The sequence below is a fragment of the Gilliamella sp. LMG 34360 genome, from assembly GCF_984568995.1.
Genome location: NZ_OZ474900.1, coordinates 1,604,841 through 1,626,446, shown reverse-complemented (window position 1 = coordinate 1,626,446; position 21,606 = coordinate 1,604,841). Strand labels below are relative to the sequence as shown.

22 protein-coding genes are annotated in these 21,606 nt (G+C 34.3%); 8 read left to right on the top strand and 14 right to left on the bottom strand.

The window, feature by feature from the left end; all coding sequences use genetic code 11:
- Window positions 1-206: 206 nt before the first annotated feature.
- Entirely contained in the window at window positions 207-878 is a 672-nt protein-coding gene (locus tag AC5LW9_RS07265; RefSeq protein WP_039127977.1) for an OmpW/AlkL family protein, read from the top strand.
- A gap of 61 nt (window positions 879-939) precedes the next feature.
- On the opposite strand, the gene AC5LW9_RS07260 is transcribed toward AC5LW9_RS07265, so the two are convergent.
- The 7 genes from AC5LW9_RS07260 to AC5LW9_RS07230 all read right to left on the bottom strand — a co-directional run bounded on the left by AC5LW9_RS07260 (window position 940) and on the right by AC5LW9_RS07230 (window position 8,891).
- On the bottom strand, window positions 940-3,798 hold the full coding sequence (locus AC5LW9_RS07260) for a valine--tRNA ligase (RefSeq protein WP_493455517.1): 2,859 nt from the start codon (window positions 3,796-3,798) through the stop codon (window positions 940-942).
- A gap of 184 nt (window positions 3,799-3,982) precedes the next feature.
- Window positions 3,983-4,048, bottom strand: coding sequence for a hypothetical protein (locus AC5LW9_RS07255; RefSeq protein WP_493455441.1), 66 nt, complete (start codon window positions 4,046-4,048; stop codon window positions 3,983-3,985).
- 21 nt (window positions 4,049-4,069) lie between these two features.
- The gene (gene panC / locus AC5LW9_RS07250; RefSeq protein ID WP_493455516.1) at window positions 4,070-4,918 is read right to left on the bottom strand and encodes a pantoate--beta-alanine ligase; all 849 of its coding nucleotides are present in this window, start codon (window positions 4,916-4,918) and stop codon (window positions 4,070-4,072) included.
- 4 nt (window positions 4,919-4,922) lie between these two features.
- Window positions 4,923-5,777 (bottom strand): 3-methyl-2-oxobutanoate hydroxymethyltransferase, encoded by an 855-nt coding sequence (gene panB, locus AC5LW9_RS07245; RefSeq protein WP_493455515.1) that lies wholly within the window; start codon window positions 5,775-5,777, stop codon window positions 4,923-4,925.
- Window positions 5,774-6,616 carry a Rossmann-like and DUF2520 domain-containing protein gene (locus tag AC5LW9_RS07240; RefSeq protein ID WP_493455514.1) on the bottom strand — a complete coding sequence of 281 codons (843 nt, stop codon included), beginning with the start codon at window positions 6,614-6,616 and terminating at the stop codon, window positions 5,774-5,776. Before AC5LW9_RS07240 ends, panB begins: the two co-directional genes overlap by 4 nt.
- Before the next feature lie 320 nt (window positions 6,617-6,936).
- Window positions 6,937-7,392 (bottom strand): DNA polymerase III subunit chi, encoded by a 456-nt coding sequence (locus AC5LW9_RS07235; protein WP_493455513.1) that lies wholly within the window; start codon window positions 7,390-7,392, stop codon window positions 6,937-6,939.
- Window positions 7,393-7,409: 17 nt separating this feature from the next.
- A complete protein-coding gene (locus tag AC5LW9_RS07230) occupies window positions 7,410-8,891 on the bottom strand; it encodes a leucyl aminopeptidase (protein WP_493455512.1) in 1,482 nt (493 codons plus the stop codon).
- Between the two features lie 138 nt (window positions 8,892-9,029).
- Between AC5LW9_RS07230 and lptF the strand changes: the two genes are divergently transcribed.
- Both lptF and lptG read left to right on the top strand, forming a co-directional pair.
- Window positions 9,030-10,130 (top strand): LPS export ABC transporter permease LptF, encoded by a 1,101-nt coding sequence (lptF, locus tag AC5LW9_RS07225; protein WP_198228409.1) that lies wholly within the window; start codon window positions 9,030-9,032, stop codon window positions 10,128-10,130.
- An 11-nt stretch (window positions 10,131-10,141) separates the two neighbouring features.
- Complete coding sequence (lptG, locus tag AC5LW9_RS07220) at window positions 10,142-11,206, top strand: LPS export ABC transporter permease LptG (RefSeq protein WP_493455511.1); 1,065 nt, start codon at window positions 10,142-10,144, stop codon at window positions 11,204-11,206.
- Between the two features lie 219 nt (window positions 11,207-11,425).
- Here the strand turns inward: lptG and msrB are convergent, their stop codons facing one another.
- Genes msrB through msrA form a run of 3 tightly spaced genes read right to left on the bottom strand, consistent with a single transcriptional unit; the run spans window position 11,426 to window position 12,983 of the window.
- The gene (gene msrB, locus AC5LW9_RS07215) at window positions 11,426-11,869 is read right to left on the bottom strand and encodes a peptide-methionine (R)-S-oxide reductase MsrB (protein ID WP_493455510.1); all 444 of its coding nucleotides are present in this window, start codon (window positions 11,867-11,869) and stop codon (window positions 11,426-11,428) included.
- A 40-nt stretch (window positions 11,870-11,909) separates the two neighbouring features.
- A complete protein-coding gene (locus AC5LW9_RS07210) occupies window positions 11,910-12,437 on the bottom strand; it encodes a cytochrome b (RefSeq protein WP_198236622.1) in 528 nt (175 codons plus the stop codon).
- A gap of 12 nt (window positions 12,438-12,449) precedes the next feature.
- Window positions 12,450-12,983 carry a peptide-methionine (S)-S-oxide reductase MsrA gene (gene msrA, locus AC5LW9_RS07205; protein WP_198228413.1) on the bottom strand — a complete coding sequence of 178 codons (534 nt, stop codon included), beginning with the start codon at window positions 12,981-12,983 and terminating at the stop codon, window positions 12,450-12,452.
- Window positions 12,984-13,149: 166 nt separating this feature from the next.
- Here msrA and AC5LW9_RS07200 point away from each other — a divergent pair, with 166 nt between their 5' ends.
- A complete protein-coding gene (locus AC5LW9_RS07200; RefSeq protein WP_198236621.1) occupies window positions 13,150-13,422 on the top strand; it encodes a DksA/TraR family C4-type zinc finger protein in 273 nt (90 codons plus the stop codon).
- A gap of 55 nt (window positions 13,423-13,477) precedes the next feature.
- Here AC5LW9_RS07200 and AC5LW9_RS07195 read toward each other — a convergent pair whose 3' ends face one another.
- The 3 genes from AC5LW9_RS07195 to AC5LW9_RS07185 form a co-directional block, all read right to left on the bottom strand.
- Complete coding sequence (locus AC5LW9_RS07195; protein ID WP_493455509.1) at window positions 13,478-14,140, bottom strand: DUF421 domain-containing protein; 663 nt, start codon at window positions 14,138-14,140, stop codon at window positions 13,478-13,480.
- 890 nt (window positions 14,141-15,030) lie between these two features.
- Entirely contained in the window at window positions 15,031-16,395 is a 1,365-nt protein-coding gene (locus AC5LW9_RS07190) for an MFS transporter (protein ID WP_493455508.1), read from the bottom strand.
- A gap of 117 nt (window positions 16,396-16,512) precedes the next feature.
- Window positions 16,513-16,641 (bottom strand): tRNA-dependent cyclodipeptide synthase, encoded by a 129-nt coding sequence (locus AC5LW9_RS07185; RefSeq protein ID WP_141675364.1) that lies wholly within the window; start codon window positions 16,639-16,641, stop codon window positions 16,513-16,515.
- Window positions 16,642-16,859: 218 nt separating this feature from the next.
- Between AC5LW9_RS07185 and AC5LW9_RS07180 the strand changes: the two genes are divergently transcribed.
- The 4 genes from AC5LW9_RS07180 to AC5LW9_RS07165 all read left to right on the top strand — a co-directional run bounded on the left by AC5LW9_RS07180 (window position 16,860) and on the right by AC5LW9_RS07165 (window position 19,118).
- The gene (locus tag AC5LW9_RS07180; RefSeq protein WP_493455507.1) at window positions 16,860-17,699 is read left to right on the top strand and encodes an AraC family transcriptional regulator; all 840 of its coding nucleotides are present in this window, start codon (window positions 16,860-16,862) and stop codon (window positions 17,697-17,699) included.
- A 235-nt stretch (window positions 17,700-17,934) separates the two neighbouring features.
- Window positions 17,935-18,255 carry a hypothetical protein gene (locus AC5LW9_RS07175; RefSeq protein WP_493455506.1) on the top strand — a complete coding sequence of 107 codons (321 nt, stop codon included), beginning with the start codon at window positions 17,935-17,937 and terminating at the stop codon, window positions 18,253-18,255.
- Window positions 18,256-18,397: 142 nt separating this feature from the next.
- Window positions 18,398-18,757 (top strand): MmcQ/YjbR family DNA-binding protein, encoded by a 360-nt coding sequence (locus tag AC5LW9_RS07170; RefSeq protein ID WP_086289960.1) that lies wholly within the window; start codon window positions 18,398-18,400, stop codon window positions 18,755-18,757.
- 97 nt (window positions 18,758-18,854) lie between these two features.
- The gene (locus AC5LW9_RS07165; RefSeq protein WP_418886699.1) at window positions 18,855-19,118 is read left to right on the top strand and encodes a nuclear transport factor 2 family protein; all 264 of its coding nucleotides are present in this window, start codon (window positions 18,855-18,857) and stop codon (window positions 19,116-19,118) included.
- A gap of 344 nt (window positions 19,119-19,462) precedes the next feature.
- Here AC5LW9_RS07165 and AC5LW9_RS07160 read toward each other — a convergent pair whose 3' ends face one another.
- Complete coding sequence (locus AC5LW9_RS07160; protein WP_493455505.1) at window positions 19,463-21,502, bottom strand: oxidoreductase; 2,040 nt, start codon at window positions 21,500-21,502, stop codon at window positions 19,463-19,465.
- Window positions 21,503-21,606: the final 104 nt, after the last annotated feature.

Sequence of the window (21,606 nt, the reverse complement as noted above, 5' to 3'; positions counted from 1 at the left end):
AATTTTGAGCTAAATCTCAGATTTATCAAATTAAATGTGATATTATCATAAAATTAAAGAATTTATTATTATCCAACCGATTCTTTAATTAACTTAATATGACATAAATAACAGTATGAATTGACAATTAGTTAATAAAATTAATTAAACGCCTAATTCAATAATCCTTAAATTATAGCTTATAAGATAGTATTAGGAGACAAGAAATGAAAATATCATCTGTTGCAATGCTCATTTCAATGGGATTAGCAAGTTCAATGGCTTATGCACATCAAGCGAATGAAATCATAGTCCGTGGTGGACCTGTTTATGTTCATCCAAAAGATAAAAGTGATCATGTGAAAGTGGGTGGGGCAAAAAGTGATTTAAAAGCTAAAGCCGATAATGACACTCAACTTGGTTTAAATTTTCAATATATGATTACGGATAATATCGGTATTGAACTGTTAGGAGCAACACCATTTAGCCATCAAGTTAAACTTGGCGGTGGTAATTCAACGGGATTGGCTGGCGCTCACCTTGGTAAAATTAAACATTTACCACCTACATTAAGTGCTGTTTGGTACCCTCTTGATTCGCAATTTGAATTTCAACCGTATGTGGGTGTTGGGGTAAACTATACTTTCTTCTTTGATGAAAAACTCAGCGGAGAAGCTAAAAAAGCAGGATTCCATGGTTTAGACCTTGATAGTTCTTGGGGCTTAGCGGCACAAATTGGGGCAGACTATTCTATTAATGAAAATTGGCTCATTAATGCACAAGTACGTTATATTGATATTGAAACGAAAGCAACAACGCATTTAGGAAATACTAAAGTAACGGCTAAATATAAATTGGACCCATGGGTTGCAATGATTGGTGTAGGTTATAAATTTTAGGCTTTTGCTGCATAAAAAATCTCTCGTTAATAATATTAACGAGAGATTTTATATATCGAGATTATAGATTCTTGATTGCTACATACTGCTCTTGCAGTTTGGCTTTATCATCAATGTAACCTTGCTGTTTTTCTTTTTCTTTAGCAACCACCGCAGCAGGTGCTTTGTCAACAAAACTAGCATTTGATAATTTATTTGCAATGCGGGCTATTTCTCCCTCAATGCGAGCAATCTCTTTTTCAAGACGAGCTAATTCATCTTCTTTATTAATTAATCCCGCCATTGGTATAAGTAGCTCTGCCCCATCAACCAATTTAGTTACAGACAACGGACCATTTTCACCTTCATCAAGCAAGACAATTTCAGAAAGTCTAGCCAACGTTTTAATAAAAGTAATATTATCACTTACAACACGATGAACTGTCGGTGAAGCTTGGCGAATCAATAATTGTAATGGTTTACTCGGTGCAATGTTCATTTCTGCACGGATGTTACGTACAGCAATAACAGCATCTTTAATCCAATTAATATCAGCAACCGCTTCTTCATTAATATATTTCTCATCAAATGCTGGCATTGGCTGTAGCATAATTGTGTCAGCTTTAATATGCATTAGCCCTTTCACATTTTGCCAAATTGCTTCAGTGATAAACGGAATAATTGGGTGTGCAAGGCGCAATAACGCTTCCAGAACGGTCACCAACGTATGACGAGCAGCACGTTGTGCAGATTGTTCGCCATTAGCTAATACTGACTTAGTAAGTTCTAAGTACCAGTCACAGAATTGATTCCAAGTAAACTCATATAAAATATTAGCAGCTAAATCGAAGCGATAAGTGTCAAATGCTTCACGATAGGCTTTAACGGTTTGGTTAAATTCCGCTAAGATCCATTTGTCTGATAGTGAATAATCTAAATCTCCGCCTTTAAAGCCACAATCATGTTCTTCAGTATTCATTAATACGTAACGGCTTGCATTCCATAATTTGTTACAGAAGTTACGATAACCTTCTAAGCGTTTTAAATCCCAGTTAATATCACGCCCAGTTGAAGCCAGTGCTGCTAAAGTAAAGCGTAGTGCATCCGTACCGTGGGCTTCAATACCATTAGGAAATTGCTTTTCAGTCCGTTTAGCAATTTTTTCAGCCAACTGTGGTTGCATCATATTGCCAGTACGTTTTTTTAACAAATCAGCTAATGATATACCATCAATCATATCCAAAGGATCAATTACGTTACCTTTAGATTTAGACATTTTTTGCCCTTCTTCATCACGAATTAACCCTGTAACATATACAGTTTTAAATGGGACTTGTGGTTTACCATGCTCATCTTTGATGAAGTGCATCGTCATCATAATCATTCTGGCTACCCAGAAGAAAATAATATCAAACCCAGTTACTAATACATTAGTTGGATGAAAGGTCGCTAAATCATCGGTATTTTCTGGCCATCCTAAGGTTGAAAATGTCCATAGCGCAGATGAGAACCAAGTATCAAGTACATCTTCATCTTGTGATAATTCAATGTCGTCAGATAGGTTATTTTCGCGCCGTACTTCTGCTTCATTACGACCTACATAAACATTACCTTGGTTGTCATACCAAGCAGGAATTCGATGCCCCCACCATAATTGACGAGAAATACACCAATCTTGAATATCATTCATCCAAGAAAAATACATATTTTCGTACTGTTTTGGTACAAATTGAATGTCACCATTTTTTACTGCATCAATAGCGGGTTCAGCAAGTACTTTTGCACGAACATACCATTGGTCAGTCAACATAGGTTCAATAACCACTCCGCCACGATCGCCATAAGGAATAGTAAGATCATGTGGCTCAATTTTTTCGAGTATATCTAATGCTTCACATTGAGCAACAATGGCTTTACGGGCAGCAAAGCGTTCTAAATTTTGGAATTCTGCTGGAATTTCTGTTGCATAAAGAGTGCATGCTTCGCCATTGGTATCAAATACTTCAGCTTGTGTACGAATATCACCATCAAAAGTGAAAATATTGATCATCGGTAATTGATGACGACGCCCTACTTCGTAGTCATTAAAATCATGGGCAGGAGTGATTTTTACGCAACCAGTCCCTTTAGTCATATCGGCATGTTCATCACCAACAATCGGAATACGACGATTTACAAATGGTAATATGACATATTTACCAACTAAATCTTTATAACGTGGATCCTCTGGATTAACTGCAACACCTGTATCGCCTAATAGTGTTTCTGGTCGAGTTGTGGCAACAACTAAATAATCTTTGCCTTCTGCTGTTTTAGCTCCATCAGCAAGTGGATAGCGTAAATACCACATTGAGCCTTTGACTTCTCGGTTTTCGACCTCAAGATCTGATATGGCGGTACGAAGTTTAGGATCCCAGTTTACTAGACGTTTACCACGATAAATCAAATCTTCTTGATATAATCTTACAAACACTTCCTTTACGGCATTGGATAGGCCTTCGTCCATAGTAAATCGTTCACGATCCCAATCAACAGAATCACCTAGTCGACGCATTTGTTTAGTAATACTACCGCCTGACTCTGCTTTCCATTGCCAAATTTTATCAATAAATGCTTCACGACCGTAATCATGACGAGTTTTGTTTTCCTCAGCGGCAATTTTACGTTCAACAACCATTTGAGTAGCAATACCAGCATGATCCGTACCTGATTGCCAAAGGGTATTGTTACCCTGCATACGATGATAACGAATCAATGCATCCATGATGGTTTGTTGAAATGCATGCCCCATATGTAAACTACCTGTTACATTCGGAGGTGGAATGGCAATGCAGTAACTTGGTTGAGATTTGTCGCCATTGGGTTTGAAATAACCGCTTTCTTCCCAATGTTTATAGATAGGTTGTTCAATTTCTTGTGGATTATAAGTCGTATTTTTCATAATTGATGAATAAATCCTAATTCAAGGCATAAAAATGCCTTATATTCTACAGGAAAATAGCCAAACAATAAATTAGCAGAGTAATAAACTCGTTGATTTAATATATGATTAAAACTTTATCAGATTGATAATTGATACAAAAAACCGCTTATTTGAAGTGAGCCCATAAAGTTGGACACTTTTATTAAGCGGCTTGTAAGACCTGATTTCGATATTCAACTGGAGTCAGGCCTTTTAATTTGGCTTTAATCCGTTTGAATTTACAGTTATATTAATCCTGTTGATAAATAAAATTATCAATTAACCGTGTTTTACCAATATAAACCGCTAAAGCACATAAACTGTCTTGTGCAAGTAAATCAATCGATTTTAATGTAGCTAAATCGACAAACTCAATATAATCAACCTTTGCTAAAGGTTGTTTACCGATCAACTCTTGCATGGTTTGGGTAATCACACTAACTGATTTTTCACCTTTATTGATCATAGCTTTTGCACATTCAATTGCTTGGTAAAGACAGACCGCAGCGGCTCGTTCACTTTCAGACAAATAACTATTACGGGAACTTTTAGCCAGTCCATCTGATTCACGTACAATAGGACAACCGATGATTTCAATATTAAAATTCAGATCCGTTACCATACGTTTAATTACCGCTAATTGTTGGGCATCTTTTTGTCCAAAGTAGGCTCGATCCGGTTGAGCAATATTGAATAATTTGGTCACAACCGTACAAACGCCTTTAAAATGGCCTGGGCGTCTTTTGCCACATAAAGCTTCTGTCAATCCATTTACATCAACATAACTATTAAAATTAGGGGAATACATTTCACTGGCGTCTGGGCAGAAAATCAGATCGACGCCCATCTGTTCACAAGCAATTTTATCTCGTTCTAAATCTCGTGGATAACTGGCAAGATCTTCTGAAGGGCCAAATTGAATAGGATTGACAAAAATAGTCACAATAACTTTTTGATTATCTTGTTTAGCAGCTTGCATCAAGCTTTGATGACCTTCATGTAAAAACCCCATCGTCGGCACTAAACCTATACTATTACCCGCCTGTCGCCAAGCGTTAACATGCTCACGCACCTCTTTAATCGTTGTTATTACTTTCATTATTTTATCCTTTTTTGCTATTCAAAAATTCACTTTTCAGATTTTGTATAATTTCATCATCCATTGCAAATTCATGAATCGATGCAGGGTATTGTTGTTGTTTGACTTCTTGGCAATAATCACCAAACGCCTTTTTCATTTGTTCCCCGATTGGTGCAAAGGATTTAACAAATTTTGAAGATACGCCATCATACATTGACAGCATGTCTTGATAAACCAACACTTGTCCATCACATCCAGCACCCGCTCCAATACCTATAGTTGGAATATTGACAAGCTCAGTAATAAATTTAGCCAGTTTGGCAGGTACGCATTCTAATAAAATGGCTGCCGCGCCAGCTTGTTCAACGGCTAAAGCGTCGAGCACAATATTTTTAGCGTTTTGATAATCTTTACCTTGAACTTTATAACCACCTAAAGCTAAAACAGATTGTGGCATTAAACCGATATGAGCAATAACGGGAATCGAAGCTTGGGCAATCATTTTAATGTGTTCGCAAAACGCTTGCCCTCCTTCAAGTTTTACAGCTTGCGCCTGACCCTCTTGAATTAATCGACCTGCATTATAGACAGCATCATAGACGGAGGTATGATAAGACATAAAGGGTAAATCCGTAATCACAAAAGCTGTTTTAGCCGCTTTTGCCACAGCTTTCGAATGATGAATCATATCTTCCATAGTGACCGATACTGTACTTTCGTAGCCCAGCATGACCATTCCTAAAGAGTCACCAACAAGTAAACAATCGACCCCACTTTCATCCATAAGTTTGGCAGTTGTATAATCATACGCCGTTAGCATAGTGATTTTTTGTTGATTTTCTTTGCGTTGTTGTAAGTTTAAAATAGTTTTTTTCACGAAAACAGCTCCAATTCCAGTTGTCGATAATCGTTATTCGGATGTTTTTGTCGACTAATATTAAGTAAAATAGTTGATAATTGTTTATATATCGGTCTTAATTCGTCTGGCATAGCCATTATATGTTGTTTGATAGTATCAATATCACCACGCTCAATCGGCCCGGTTAAAGCATTAATCACCCCTAGTTTACAGGTATTATTGGCATTACCTAAAAATAACGGATGCCATGCTTGCTCACTAAATTCACTGTTTAAATCACATTGATTCAGCAATTCTATTCCTATTTGTACTAAGGCAATGACTTGGTTACTGAGCATGACACAGGCTGCATGATAAAGAGGCTTTTTACTGGCAGAAAGAATTGCCAAAGGATTTTTTAAAGGTGTAAACAAAGCTTGCAATTGGCAAATAACATTAGGATTGGCTTCAAGCGTAAAAGAGACAGCAGGCATGGCGGAATAACAACCAAACCGATCATAAATGGCATATAAAGGATGTAATGAAAAAGCGAAAGGATGAACAATCTTATTTTGGCTAAAGATATGGGATGTTAATAAACCACTACAGTGACCTATCCATTTGTTTGCAATAGGTAATTGACAAAGTTCTTGCCAAACAACTAATATTTGACTATCAGATACAGTAACAAAGATGCAATCACAATCGTTAACTAAATCCCCAAGTGATGAATAAGCTTTGCTTTGCGTAAAATCACTCGCTTCTTGTGCATGTTCATAAGTTCGACTAAAAAAACCAGCAATACTAAAGCCACACAATGAAAAGTACTTTGCTAACGTACAACCAACTTTACCTGCACCTATAAAACCGATAATCATTACAATTATATCTTTTTTAAAAAAGATCGCATTATAGCTTAATTCGCCTGATATTCAATCAGATTTATTCTAATAAAATTAATAATATTTATAATTTATCGGCGATTATTACTCTGTTGAGCAAAAATAAAATTTATCTCTATTAAATAATGTTAGAGCTTTTCCATAGACTCCAATAGCGAATAAACTTGCTTTGCTTATAACCAATAAAATATTTTTTTAGCTTGCCATCACCGCATTAACCCTGCGTAATATCGATCCATCACCAAATCTAAAAAGTTTATACCATTGCCTTTATATTATTTCGCAATGGTATAAAATCACTCGCAAGTCACGGGTATGGTTTTTAAATTGAATCCAGCCTCTTTATATAATTTATACCTTGTTCTTGCCAACTCTTTTAATCTTTCGTCTACTGGCACAAAATCGACAATGTCAGAATAGACTGCGGCAAATTCAGGAAACTGCTCTTGCAGATTAACTAATATATGCCGATTGCCATTACTGCGTTTTTGTGGCCAACAAATTTCGACAGGCGAACCACCTTTCATACCTTCACCAGCTAAATTATGTGGTACAAAATGGTCGGTATCGAGCTGCCAAAGGTATTCATCTATACGTTCAGCTTGTTGTTGATCTTGACAAGCAACTAAGATTCTTTTATTCGCTTGCCAGATTTCAGCAATTTTTTCACAAGCGAGCTTTTCATGGTATAAAACACCTAATTCACTCGCCGGTTTTTGGTTTTCTAAAAGATAAAAAATCACTTTTTTCATATAAATGAATGATCAACCTATTGTGTTAATAAGTATTCAATCAACATCGCAACAGGTCGACCTGTCGCACCTTTTTTGGCACCTGATTGCCAAGCTGTACCCGCAATGTCTAAATGTGCCCAGTGATATTTTTCGGTAAACTGTGATAAGAAACACGCTGCGGTAATTGTTCCACCATCACGACCGCCAGCATTGACAATGTCTGCACAAGTTGACTTAATCTGCTCTTGGAAATCATTATCAATCGGTAATTCCCATGCTTTATCACCCGCTTTATTAGATGCTAACACTAATTCATTGACTAAATTTTTGTTGTTACCCATCACCCCTGTATAGTGGTGACCTAATGCAACAATGCATGCACCGGTTAAGGTTGCAATATCGATAACAGTTTTTGGTTTATAACGTTCAACATAGGTTAAAGCATCACATAATACTAAGCGCCCTTCCGCATCGGTATTAATAACTTCGACCGTAGTTCCCGACATAGTCGTTAAGATATCACCTGGTCGATAGCTATTGCCATCAGGCATGTTTTCACAACCTGCCATTACCCCAACGACATTAATAGGTAGTTTAAGCTCAGCGACTGCCTGCATAACACCATAAACGGTTGCGGCTCCGCACATATCATATTTCATTTCATCCATACCCGCAGAAGGTTTAATTGAAATACCACCAGAATCGAATGTTAATCCTTTACCCACAAACACATAAGGCTGGGCTTTTTTATCTTTTGCTCCATAATATTCAATAATCGTCATTATTGATTCATTTGCAGAACCACGACCCACCGCTAAATAGGCATTCATATTTAGTTTAGCTAACTCTTTTTCACCTAAGCATGAAACTTTTAAAGATGAATGCTTTTTACCTAATTGCTTAGCCTGATCAGCTAAATATTGCGCGTTGCAAACATTTGAAGGCATATTAGCAATTGTCTTTGTGGTACTAATTGCATCAGCAATAATTTGACCTTGTAATAAACCGTTTGTTAAAGATTCACTTTGCTTTTTATCATTGAGAATTAAGGTAACTTTATTCAAATCGGGAATTGGAGACTTTTTGGATTTGAATTGATCAAAACAATAGGTCATATTATTGATAATTTGTGGAAGTTGCTTAACAATTTCACTATTGACAGATGATTTAACCGTTAACAAATCCCAATTCACACTTTTGACTTTTTTTGCCAATAATTCTTTGACTACTGCTTGAATAACTTGTTTCGATTGGTTGATGTCAAATTCTTTCACTTTTCCACAACCAACAAATAAAAGTTCTTGCTTTAATTCTGATGAACAGGAATATAAAAAAGTGGTTTTACCAAGTTCGCCACTAATATCACCAGATTTGATCAGTTGACTGACTAACCCACTCGTCGCTCGATCAATTTCTTTTAATGTATCTGATTGATTTTTATCTGAATTTACAACAACAACTAAACATTCTGATTTTGGTTTTGTAATTGAAGTACTGTTTTTGATTAAAATTTCCATAGATATTCTCTTTTTATGAAATTTATGATGATGTGTAACATTCTATCCGTTCATTTAGCGATAGCAACAAAAAGATAACTAAACAAAGCAAATCCTATTATAATAGTCTAATTCATGAAACTTGAAGATAGGTAAAATGTGATAATTCGTCGATATTTAGTGAAAGAAACATTAAAAACACAAGGTGCAATATTATTTATATTATTGCTAATTTTCTTTTCTCAAAAGTTAATTAGAATTTTATCTAGTGCCATAGAGGGAAATATTCCACGTGATTTAATCATGCCTTTGCTAGTGTTAGGCGTATCAAATATGGCGGATTTAATTTTACCATTAAGCTTGTTTTTGGGTGTTTTAGTGACTTTTGGTCGTTTATATTCTGATAGTGAGATGGTAGCCATGCATGCCTGTGGCGTAAAAAAGAATCTAAACTATCAAGTAGTCTGTTTTCTTTGTATTCTCACTTGCGCATTAACCACTATCAATTGTCTTTGGTTTGGACCTTGGTCAAACCTAAAACAAGACCAGTTAATTGAAAATGCCAAAATCAATCCGAGTTTAGCGGGTCTGTTAGCGGGTCAATTTCAGCAAACTTCAGATGGAAACTCAGTGATCTATATTGGTAATGTCGATAAAAATAATTTAGAAAGTGTATTTATTGCAAAAATTAATCCTAGGAACAATCAACGACCTTCAATCATTATCGCTAATAAGGGAAAGACTGGAAATGATGCAGAAGGTAATCAAATCATCACACTTGATGATGCTAATCGCTACGAAGGGACTGCGCAACTGAAAGACTTTCGTATATCAAACTTTCATAATTATATGGGTATTATTAAACCTAAAGAACTCGACTCAAATAGTGATGAAACAAACGATGTTCAACAACTCGGCCTAACGGATTTATACAAAACAAAAACACAAAAAGCAGAAGCTGAGTTTTATTGGCGGTTAACTCTTATTATTTCTGTTCCTCTCATGGCATTTTTAGTTATTCCTCTCAGCGTATCGAATCCTAGACAAGGTCGATTAGCCCAAATTCTTCCAGCATTATTGCTCTATTTGGTCTATTTTTTATTAGCGAGTTCAATTAAAGCTAATGCAGGTAAGGGCCGTTTAGATCCAGTCTTGTGGTTTTATATTATCAATCTAGGATATTTTGTTCTTGCCATAATTTTAAATTGTTGGGATAACTTATTTATGCGTAAACTTCGTTTGAAATATATTGCATCATAAAGGAGAAAGGGATGTTTTCGATTTTAGATCGCTATATTGGTAAAACTATTATAAGCACTATTGGGATTAGTCTGTTTTTATTAATCAGCTTATCAGGCATAATCCGTTTCATTGATCAACTTAGAAGGATAAAAGTTGACTACGATGCTTTTGCTGTGGGTATCTATTCTTTATTAATGGCACCAAAAGATTTAGAAGTATTTTTTCCTATGGCAGCATTGCTTGGTGCTTTAATTGGATTAGGTTTGTTAGCATCTCGTAGTGAGCTAATAGTAATGGAAACAGCAGGATTCAGCCGTTTCAAAATTGCCTTAGCGGTAATGAAAACAGCATTACCGCTCGTGCTTATCACTATGGCTATTGGCGAATGGGTTGCACCTGTTAGTGAGCAAACTGCACGAAATATGCGCTCAGAAAAGCTCTACGGCAGTTCATTAATGGCACAACAAGGTAGTCTATGGGCGAAAGATGGCAATGATTATATCTATATCGGTCATGTTAATGGTGATAGCTCAATATCTAACATTGATATCTATTCAGTAGATAACAATAAATTATTGTCAATAACCCATGCTGATAAGGGTATATTCAATGATAATGTTTGGACATTATCGCAAATTGAAAAAAGCGATTTAACTCAATTTGATAAGATTCAGACTAGCAATATTCTTACGATGGAGTGGAAAACCAATATTACTCCTGATAAGTTAAGCGTTGTGGCATTTGATCCCGACTCTCTTTCAGCTTCAGGACTATACAAATATTCACAATATTTAAAAAGCTCTGGTCAAGATACTAGAAATTATGATTTACTTTTTTGGAAGAAATTAATCAAACCGCTTTCGGTGGCTGTTATGATGCTACTTGCGTTATCCTTTATTTTTGGACCACTGCGTAGCGTATCTATGGGAGTGAGAGTGATTATTGGTATTAGCTTTGGATTTATCTTCTATATCGCTGATAACCTATTTGCTCAAGCCAGCATTGTAATAGGAATATATCCTATAATCGGCTCTATGCTAACTAGCATAGTATTTCTTTTGATCAGCTATATTTTGTTTAAAAGAAAAAATTAAGCATACTTATGCATACTGATGTGTTTTAAATAAACAGAAATTAAAAAGTTAAAATCATATAAAGGCATTCCTTATTAAATAATTAAGAATGGTTAATTGATGATAACAATAGCATTAGAATTTACTAAAAATAGCTTATAATCAGTTTATGTAAACAGTCAAAATTTAAATAATAGATACTTAATGCATCCTAAACAATTTTAGTATTGAATGGACGCATTAAGTATTTTTAAAAAGATTCAAATATTGTCCATAACCGGCAGACTCTAGATCATCTTTAGGTATAAAACGTAAAGCTGCTGAGTTAATACAATAACGTAAACCACCCAACGCTTTCGGTCCATCATTAAATACATGACCAAGATGAGAATCAGCTTTTGCTGAACGTACTTCGACACGATTCATACCATGACTATGGTCAGCTTTTTCAATTATGTTGTCGTTGTTTATCGATTTAGAAAAACTTGGCCAACCACATCCTGAATCAAATTTATCAAATGAAGAAAATAAGGGTTCGCCTGATACAATATCTACATACAACCCTTCTTGATGATTATCATTGAATTCATTTTCATATGGTGGTTCGGTTCCATTTTGTTGCGTGACATAGTATTGCATGGGTGTTAATCGTGATATCGCTTTTTCTTTTAATGTATTATTCATAAATCACCTAACCTATTTAATTAAGAGTTATCAATAACAACTAATTTCCTTTTAACATCGATTGTAGAACTTTATCTTTAATCCAAAAATAATGATATGAAACACCTACTATATGTAAAATAAATAAAACAGCTAATAAGTATGAGCCTACTTTGTGTATAACATGAAACAATTGATACACTTTATTTGACATATCAATCGCTGGAAGCGAAATGATGCCAAATACACAGAGTGAACGGCTACTCATTAAGTAGCCAGATAAAGGTACAATTATCAATAAAATATAGATCAATCCTTGTGTTGATTTTGAAAAAATGCGCTGGAATCTCCGATCTTTCGGTAAAACATCGGGCAGACCTTCTTCCGTGATAACAATGAAGCGCAAAATTGTTAACATAACGATAACTACCCCAAATGATTTATGAAATAAATAAACCATAAACATCCCGCCCAAGTATTGTGACAGAGTCACTTTAAATGTCAGCAAGATAAATTCCAAAAACACTAGTATAAAAATTAACCAGTGGAGCCATTTTTGTTTGCTATTATACTCTGGGTAGTTTTCCATAAACTATGTATCCTATCTATTTTTGGGCCAATGCTGAGCAATAAACTGGCTTCGCCCTGATCGTTGATAATACTCATTATAATGTAAAGGTTGTTTTGTGTAATAATTTTGGTGATAATCTTCTGCTGGATAAAATGTTACCGCAGGTTCAATTGCCACTTTTATTGGTTTGCTAAAACGCCTACTTTCTTGCAAAGCTTGCTTTGATGCTAAAGCTTGCTTATATTGAAATTCGTTATGATAAAATATAGCTGGTCGATAAGAATCCCCCCTATCAGCAAACTGACCTTGGGCATCAGTAGGATCGATTTGCTGCCAAAAGATGTCGAGTAATTTTTTATAGCTGATGACTTTAGGGTCAAACGTTATTTGTACGGCTTCGGTATGCCCTGTCGTGCCCGAACAAACTTCTCGATAAGTTGGATTTTCAACATGTCCGCCTGTATAACCTGATACCACGTTTATCACTCCTTCATACTGATCAAAGGGTTTTACCATACACCAAAAACAACCACCGGCAAATGTTGCTTGTTCATATTGTTGCATAATAATCTCCTGATTAAATGATTTTTGACAAATTCATTCACTCTTACCCTGTATCAACACGTTTTAGTCATGCATTTTTAATTATACATTAATCATATTACTTGAAATAGATTAAAAAAACACCATATTTTCACTATAGCGTTACAGTTTTTAGGAGGTCTATTTTATGGCAAGTGGATGGGCATCTGATGATGCTGTTAATCAACAAATCGAAGGCACTATTGCAGATGCCATCGAAATGGCAAGACGGCAATTAAAACATGGCACTATAAGTGCTCATTTTTGTGTTGAGTGTGGCGATGCTATTGCGCAAGCAAGACGAGAGGCGCTACCAGGCGTAAAATATTGTCTGTCTTGCCAACAAGAAATTGATAAACAATTAGCCAAATCAACGAGTCTATATAACCGTCGTGGTAGCAAAGATAGTCAACTTCGATAATCTTAATCAGAGGGAAATGTCTGTTCCCTCTTTTTCTCTTTTATAAAATAATTTTTTATGATTTGTGAGCCTTACTTTTTTTCTGAACATCGTCATAAGGATAAACCAGTAATTTATTATCAAACCATTCAGCACAAAAAATATCCTTGATATCATCATATCCTTGTTTTTTGATTTCATGCTTAAGCCACGTCTCACTTTTATGTAACTGTTCAAGATTATCTTCACTAATGGCACCATTTTCAATCACCAGCACAGCAATATCTTTATCCCCTTTTTTGATAATTGTTAATGAACCATTTAATTCATACCAAACCTGTTTCAATTCATTAAAAGCACAAATACCTTGAATATTGATGAGCGTCTCAAAATCCCTGACGGGTAAATTGGCTTTAATAAAATTGTCACTAATTAAGTGCCCATTTTTAACAAGTTGAATCGGTTCTCCATCAATGGCATCTCTTAATCGTGAATTTTTTGATTTAATGAATCGAACTAATATAAGCAGCCCTGCCCAAATAGCGACTAAACCCGCGGATTGCCATGCTGAAACATTAGAATTAAGAAGTGCTCCCCCAACTAATGCACCAATAACCATACTACCAACTTGATCCAATTGTGACATAGGTGCTATTTGGCTTTTGCCCGATAATTTGACGTAAATAAGTAAAATAATAAGAGCAACTAAAAATTTTGGTGCCATTTCAATTAAATACATTTCTAACCTCCAAGAATATATCCGTTTAAAATCTATTAAAAGTTTTGCAACAAGGTATAAGCAGATAAATGACAGTTAAAAAATAAGTATCAGGAGCAAACTAAATTTTTATCTATATGAAATCAATGATCATTAATTTTTGGATAGTGACTTGAACTTTAATGAAAGCAGTATTAGTTTACTCTAAATCCGATTCGAAAAAAATGTGAATAGTAAAAGCTATCGATTTCTTAAACGATAAAGAAAAATTTTAAGACCATATTTAATAATTTTAATATTAATAATCAATATAATAATATCTATTTCTTATGATTATTACTTGAAAATGATACCCTATCGGTTCAAGAAAATATTTATCAAAACCCTTTTTTTACGTTGGATTTAATATCAAATGGTTTTAATATCAAAGTTATTTTGCCGTCTATTGATGAAATGGTTGATGATAATGATTGTTTACGACAATCTTGATATCCCACATTAAAACTTATTATTGTACATTCTAAAGCTGTTTACTTAGATAAACAAAATGTTATTAAAATAGCAAATCGCAAAAATTAACCTCTTTTAAGCATAGTACTCGTGTGATCAATAGACCAATTATTTGTAAACATTAATGTTAAAACTTGCAATATTTCAATAATATGATGCAAATAAAGTGTTGGTTGAAAGGCATTATCACCATGAATTGCAATTATTTGAGACAATATCGAATTTGACGGGAAGATATCAAATATTTTTGTGCAAGAATTTCTGATGTTTATTCAGATAACAATTCATTAGCAATGATAATTTTTAAAGCTCTACTATATTTTGACATAAAAAGTCAATTAGTAATTGGTCGCCTAACTATTAGAGAGACAATTCATTCACATGCTCTGTTTTTTTGTATACTAAATCTTTATATTCACTCGACCAAAGAAAATATATACAATAACCGCTAGAAGACCAAAAGTAAGAGACACAAAAAACATTGTCTGATAAGCGCAGTTTACTGATATTATCTGATCTTGAGTGAAGTGGATTAATATTCCTGATAATATACCTCCAAATGCACCACCAATTTGCTGTATAACTCGTGTGATTGCACTCGTGTCCTTAATTTGATTTTTATCACAAAACTCGAATGGTGAAGAGAGAACAGCAATCGTGGCGACGCCTAGTCCGGAACCTCGAACAATAAAACCGATGATTTCAGAGGGGATCCCACCAACTTGAATTATTAATATACTTATTGCTGATATTATTAATCCTACACCAATAATTAGAAACGAATTTATCTCACTTAGAGATTTATAAATAAATTTTCTAGCCAACCAAGCACCTACACCTTGTAGAGCAAGCAGCATACCAATATAGGTAATAGATATATTATCATTTATTGCTTGTATTAAAGGGAAAAAAATCATAAAACCAAAAAAGATAAGTGACGTCAGAAATCCCATAATTATTGCAAACGAATATTGAATACAACTAAACGCACTTAAATCAATCAATTTACTGTCTGACTTATTATTAGTAATAAGCGAAACCAACATTAAACCAATACCTAAAACTAGCATAATAATATTAAAAATATCAAAAAAGCCCCCAGAAGTGATATTTTTAATAGAGATAAAAAAGAGTATTAAAGCAATTAAAAATGTCATAAATACATAAATATTCATATTGTATTTAAACGTTTTATTATCAGGTATTGTCGTCCTACCACAGAAAAAAGCCACAAGCACCAAAGGCATGTTGATAAAAAAAGCTATTCTCCAATTTAACTGTTCTGATATGACTGCTCCAAAAATTGGTCCTAACGCAGGGGCAAAGACTGACGGAATAGCAATCAATGCCATAATCGGCTTTAGTCTTTCCTTACCAAAATAAATCGCTATTGTGGATTGAGTAATGGGAATTAATATTCCTGCACCAAAACCTTGTAGACATCTAAATAAGATTAAAGTAACCAGATTATAGGAAAATCCAACTAATATAGAACCAACAAGAAAAACAAAAATTGAGCATATCCATGCTTTCTTGAGCCCAAAGTTTTCATGTATATAAGGTGATAGTAATATGCCGGCTGCGCAAGCAAGCATATATACTGTAACAGCCCATTGTATATAGGCATAAGAGGTATTAATGTCATTCGAAATTGAGGATAAAATAACATTAACAATACTGCTATCTAGTAATGGTAATATACTAGATAGCGTCATAGCAAACACTAACTTCCTTTCGGCGGTTGTCAGGTCAATCGATTGTTTCATATTAAACCCTTTCCAGATTATATTTAGTTGCGCCCCGTGTATATATTCCATCGAATGTTGGTGGCGTAATTTCTTTATATTTTTTAAGTATTAATACTAATTTTTGCAGAGCGATATTTAATTGCATATTTGCAAATTGAGCGCCAATACAAGCATGAATCCCCACTCCAACATATTTTTAATATAATTCTCATCAAATTTAGAATTAAAAGGGCTAATGCCAAATAAAACATGCTTTCCTTTCATATATCTGTTCCTTATCAAAACCGGATTATTAATCAATTAATAAATTTGAAAATTACCAATTGATTTGTATAAAAAACTATTATTTTGCTCATTTACAACTTATCTATTTATTGCTAACTTGTTATCTTCAATTTAATTCAGAGGACTTTAGGATAGCCAGTAGAATAGCGTTTTACTAGCCAATTTAAGCCACAAAATATCCCATCGGGGCCATATAAATGAATACGCCACTTATTTCTCCACAACTAGCTTCTTCTGATAGCGAACCGATGATCGTATCGACAGTCAGTCACTCTTCACAAAGAGTGACACAACGTCATGGTCATTCGAGAGGACAATTACTCGGTACTTTACAGGGTTTAATTTCAATTGAAGCAGAAAGTTGTCAATGGGTAGTGCCTGCAACTCACTGTGTCTGGGTACCTCCAAATGTACAACATAGTCTTCTTAGATCGCATGGGCCATTCGAGGGATGGAGCATCTATATACAAAAAAATGCATGTACTAAACTACCTGTCAAACCATACATTTTAGAATTATCTGACTTATTGCGCGAAGCAATTACACGAACCATGTCATGGCATAATTCAGAATTGGAGCCGGAACAGAAGCGTTTAATTGCCGTGATCCTTGACGAGATTAGAACAATGCCTAAAGTTGAGTTAGCACTTCCAATGCCAAAAGATATACGTTTGTTAAAAATCGCTTTAGCTTTATCTGATAATCCTGGTGATAATAAAAAAATCAATGACTGGGGCGTTTGGGCGGGCATTTCCCGACGCTCATTAACACGTCGATTTACAAATGAAACTGGGTTTAATTTCACACAATGGCGTCAGAAACTACGCATGTTAAAAGCGTTAGAATTGCTTGCCGCTGGAAAACCAATCACAGAAATATCTTTATATTTAGGTTATGACAATATTAGTGGGTTTATTTCTATATTTCGACAAAATTTCGGAGTAACGCCGGGAAACTACCAAAAATCCATGATAAACCGTCTCGCATGGCGAAACTTTACTAAAACTGCTATCCAAAATGATAAATTAATAAAGTAAACCTTTTCTAGGTCTCATAACCTCAGTATATGAACATCGATATTACAATTCGAGTCGGAAATTTAGATGATAGTAATTGGGTAGCAAAAATTACAAGGTATGATTATAGGTGAAATTAAATTGCCATGGACTGAGCGTTCACGTTATGTGAAACAATTTATCACTAAAATTGATAACTGGTCAGTCTGTTAAACTCACTGAAGCAATTGCTGCTCTTGATCACTATGAGTCAATTATGCAAATATTCAAATGGCACGTTGATTGGTTTAATCAAGTCGATTTTAATGGCTGCTTATTTGTAAGAGCAAAAGAAGAAATTCATGACGATCAGGCCGTACAACAAATGGTGATTGAACATAAAGAATTTATCCGAAAACTGATTTATAACCAGCTGCCTCAAAGCCCACAACAGACAATTTTAACCAACCAATTAATGGTGATATTAGAGGGATTAATCAATATCAGCGTTGTTTATAAAGAAAATAAATCACTTTATAATGAACTGATTAATAATAATCTTGATTTAGTTTTAAAAATATTATCACAGCAGGACTGAATTTTATTGATAAATAATCACTATTACATTTAGTTTGTTAATGCATATTTAATGCTAAAATATAAGCCATTAGTTAAACTGCTTAGTTCCATCATATAAAGTAATTATTCTAATCATCTATTTAATACTCCAAGGAGTCATTATGAAAAGAGAAACGTTATTAAACTATGCCAAAAAGCAATTTCATGCAGAACCTAATTATCTTTGGAACAATTTTCCTAGGTATGCTGTATTACGGCATCACGATGATGGTGATAAGTGGTTTGCTATTGTGATGAATGTGCCTGGTACAAAATTAGGTCTCAAAGATGATAAAGAAGTGGATATATTAAATGTCAAACTCAGACCAGAATATATTGGATCGTTAAGAAAAAAAGAAGGTATTTTGCCAGCTTATCATATGAATAAAGAACATTGGATTAGTATTGTTCTTTCTGGACCACTAACCGATAAAGAAATATTTGATTTTCTTACTGAAAGTTATAATTTAACTTCTCGTTAACCACTGCATCATTAACCTAATATAGAGATATAATACTAATTTTTATTAATAAAATAGTATGTTTTTATGACGAATAAAGAGCTAATTAAACAATTTTATCAGCACGTATTTATTAAACGGTGAAATTGATAAAATCCCTGAATATGTTATCGAAGATTATATCCAACACAACCCTAAAGTTGAAACAGGTCGTGAAGCTGTTATTAACTTTTTTAAAAATTTTCTTCAATTAAAACCTAAATTTGAAATTATTAATCTGTGCAGTGAAGGTGATATGGTTTACATATTCCATAAATGTACTCTCGCTAATGGTAGTATTAATAAAGTATGTGATATTTTTCGCGTTAAAATCATAAAATAGTAGAACATTGGGATGTAATTGAAAGAGGTGTAGAAAAGATACAATCGTTCAATAATAATGGGATTTTTTAGTAATTTTAATTAGGTTTTATAAAGATAGTAATTTACAGTTATTAACATCAATCATATAAATTTATAAAAAATTATTTTTAGCATATTTTTTATAGATTTTGAATTTTCTTCTAGTTATTTCATTAAAGATGAGGTTGAAAACTATCATTTAAAAATTTATGTAACTAACAAGATAAATTTTGAGTGATGTGATTACATTTAGATTAAATATAAAAGAGAACTCGTTTTGAGTTCTCTTTTAATTATTTATTGTGAAATAAACAAGTTGAAAAACTAAATAGCATAGTTAACATCTACACCACGAATATTATGAGCTCGGCTTCTTTCAATTGATTGAATAGCAGCAATGACATCACGGCCTTCTCGCATTCCATCAATTAATTTTCTTGCTTGTTTGCAATCACCAATTTGTTGAAACTGATAGTGGTTTTTATCTGCATGTAGTCGGAATTGTTCAGTAAATTCTGATACGGGAGTTAAACCTAAGCAGACAAAACCATAGTCGAAATCGAGTTCTTCAAGTTGACCATTTCGAGAAACAATAAAGCGATCTTCTTTAACTTCTTGTAATGTGGTTTCTAACATTACATTGACGTGATTATCATCAATCATTTTCATCATTGATAAACGACCTATCATATCTAAGTCTTTTGCTAATGCTGACTGCATTTCAACAAGTGTGGTACTTTTAGCTTTGTTTTCAGAGAAATATTCAACCACATCTAAACCGACCGCTCCCCCACCGATTACAACAATTTTCTTATCAGGAATATCAGTAAAGTATTCGAAATTATCCATTAGATCAAAAATTGAGAAGACGTTGCGATTCTCTTTTGCTAACTGTTCATGTAATCCTTTAATAGGAGGTAATAGAGCCTTAGCTCCTGTGGCTGCAACAACCAAATCAGGGTGATGACTTGCTACCATTTCTGGCGTTGCTTTTGTATTTAAATGGATTGTGACATTGTCTAATTTGTTGATACGGTTGATCAAAAATTTTGGTAGATCCGCTATACGTCGTTTATAAGGAAAACGTGAAATAATGGATGATAATCCACCAAGAAATGGTTTTTCTTCATATAGGGTTACGTTACAACCGACTTCGGCTGCGGTAGCTGCAGCTTCAAGCCCAGCAGTCCCTCCCCCTATTACAACAACATTAAGTGGTTCGGTTATTTGATAGCGTTTATAATCTTCATAACTGATGATATCAGGATTTACTGTACAGCGTATTGGTTTAGATTTGGCAATTCGATGATCTGCACACCCGATATTACATGATATACAACGTCTTAATGTATCAATTTCGTTATTTTTAACTTTTTCAACCCAATAAGGTTCTGCAATTAATCCTCGACCCATTACAACAAAATCGGAAACACCGTTTGCTATCGTATCAGCAATAATTTTTGGATCACGGAAATTTCCTGAGGCAATGGTTGGTTTGTTGAATTTGTCTTTTACTGCTTTCGCCATATATGATCGCCACCCATCGGGTAAGTTCATTTGATCAATTTGCATAAATAAAGTGTCATTTTGTGCCGCTGATACATCAAAAATATCAACGCCTTCGTTTAAGTATTCTAGAATTTCTAGCGTATCTTCTAAACTATTTCCTCCTTCAATAAAGTCATCAGCACTAAAACGCAACATTATTAGAAAATTTGGGCCAACATGTTTGCGAATTTCGTCAATGACCATGCGAACTATTCGCGCACGGTTTTCAACGCTCCCACCAAATTCATCAGTACGTTTGTTAAATATTGGGGATAAGAATTGACTAAGTAAGTAGGAGTGCCCAGCATGAATTTCGACAGCATCAAATCCTGCTCGGTGTACTCTTGATGCTGCTAATCCATATTGTTTCACAACATAATATATTTCATCAACTGACATAGGTCTTGGAGCATTGCCACCCGTTTTTGATGGAATATTTGATGCAGAAATAGGCTGTAAGCCATTCAGTCGTCCAAAATAGGCAGAGGCACCTGCATGATTAATTTGTACAGCGACAGTGGCGCCATGTTTATGCATACGTTCCGTAAATCTAAATAATCCTGGTATATACTGGTCATTATCAATCCGTAGTTGTGTTGTCCCATTAGTTCCATATGGGTAATCAATACAGACGTTTTCAAGAATAATTAATCCAGTTCCACCTTTAGCTCGTTGTTCATAATACTGTATGTGGTCATCAACAAATTCACCACTTAAGGTTGCAAAGTTAGTGCCAATCGGTGGCATTACAATTCGATTTTTAATTGTGGTGCGTTTAATCGTGATAGGTTGAAATATTGAAGAGAAATCGCTCATGTCACTCCCTCATACCATCACACAACTCTGAAGTTGTGCTACTTTTAATTTTAAATTGATATTCGATTAACTCTATTATACACAATTTATCAATAAATATATTC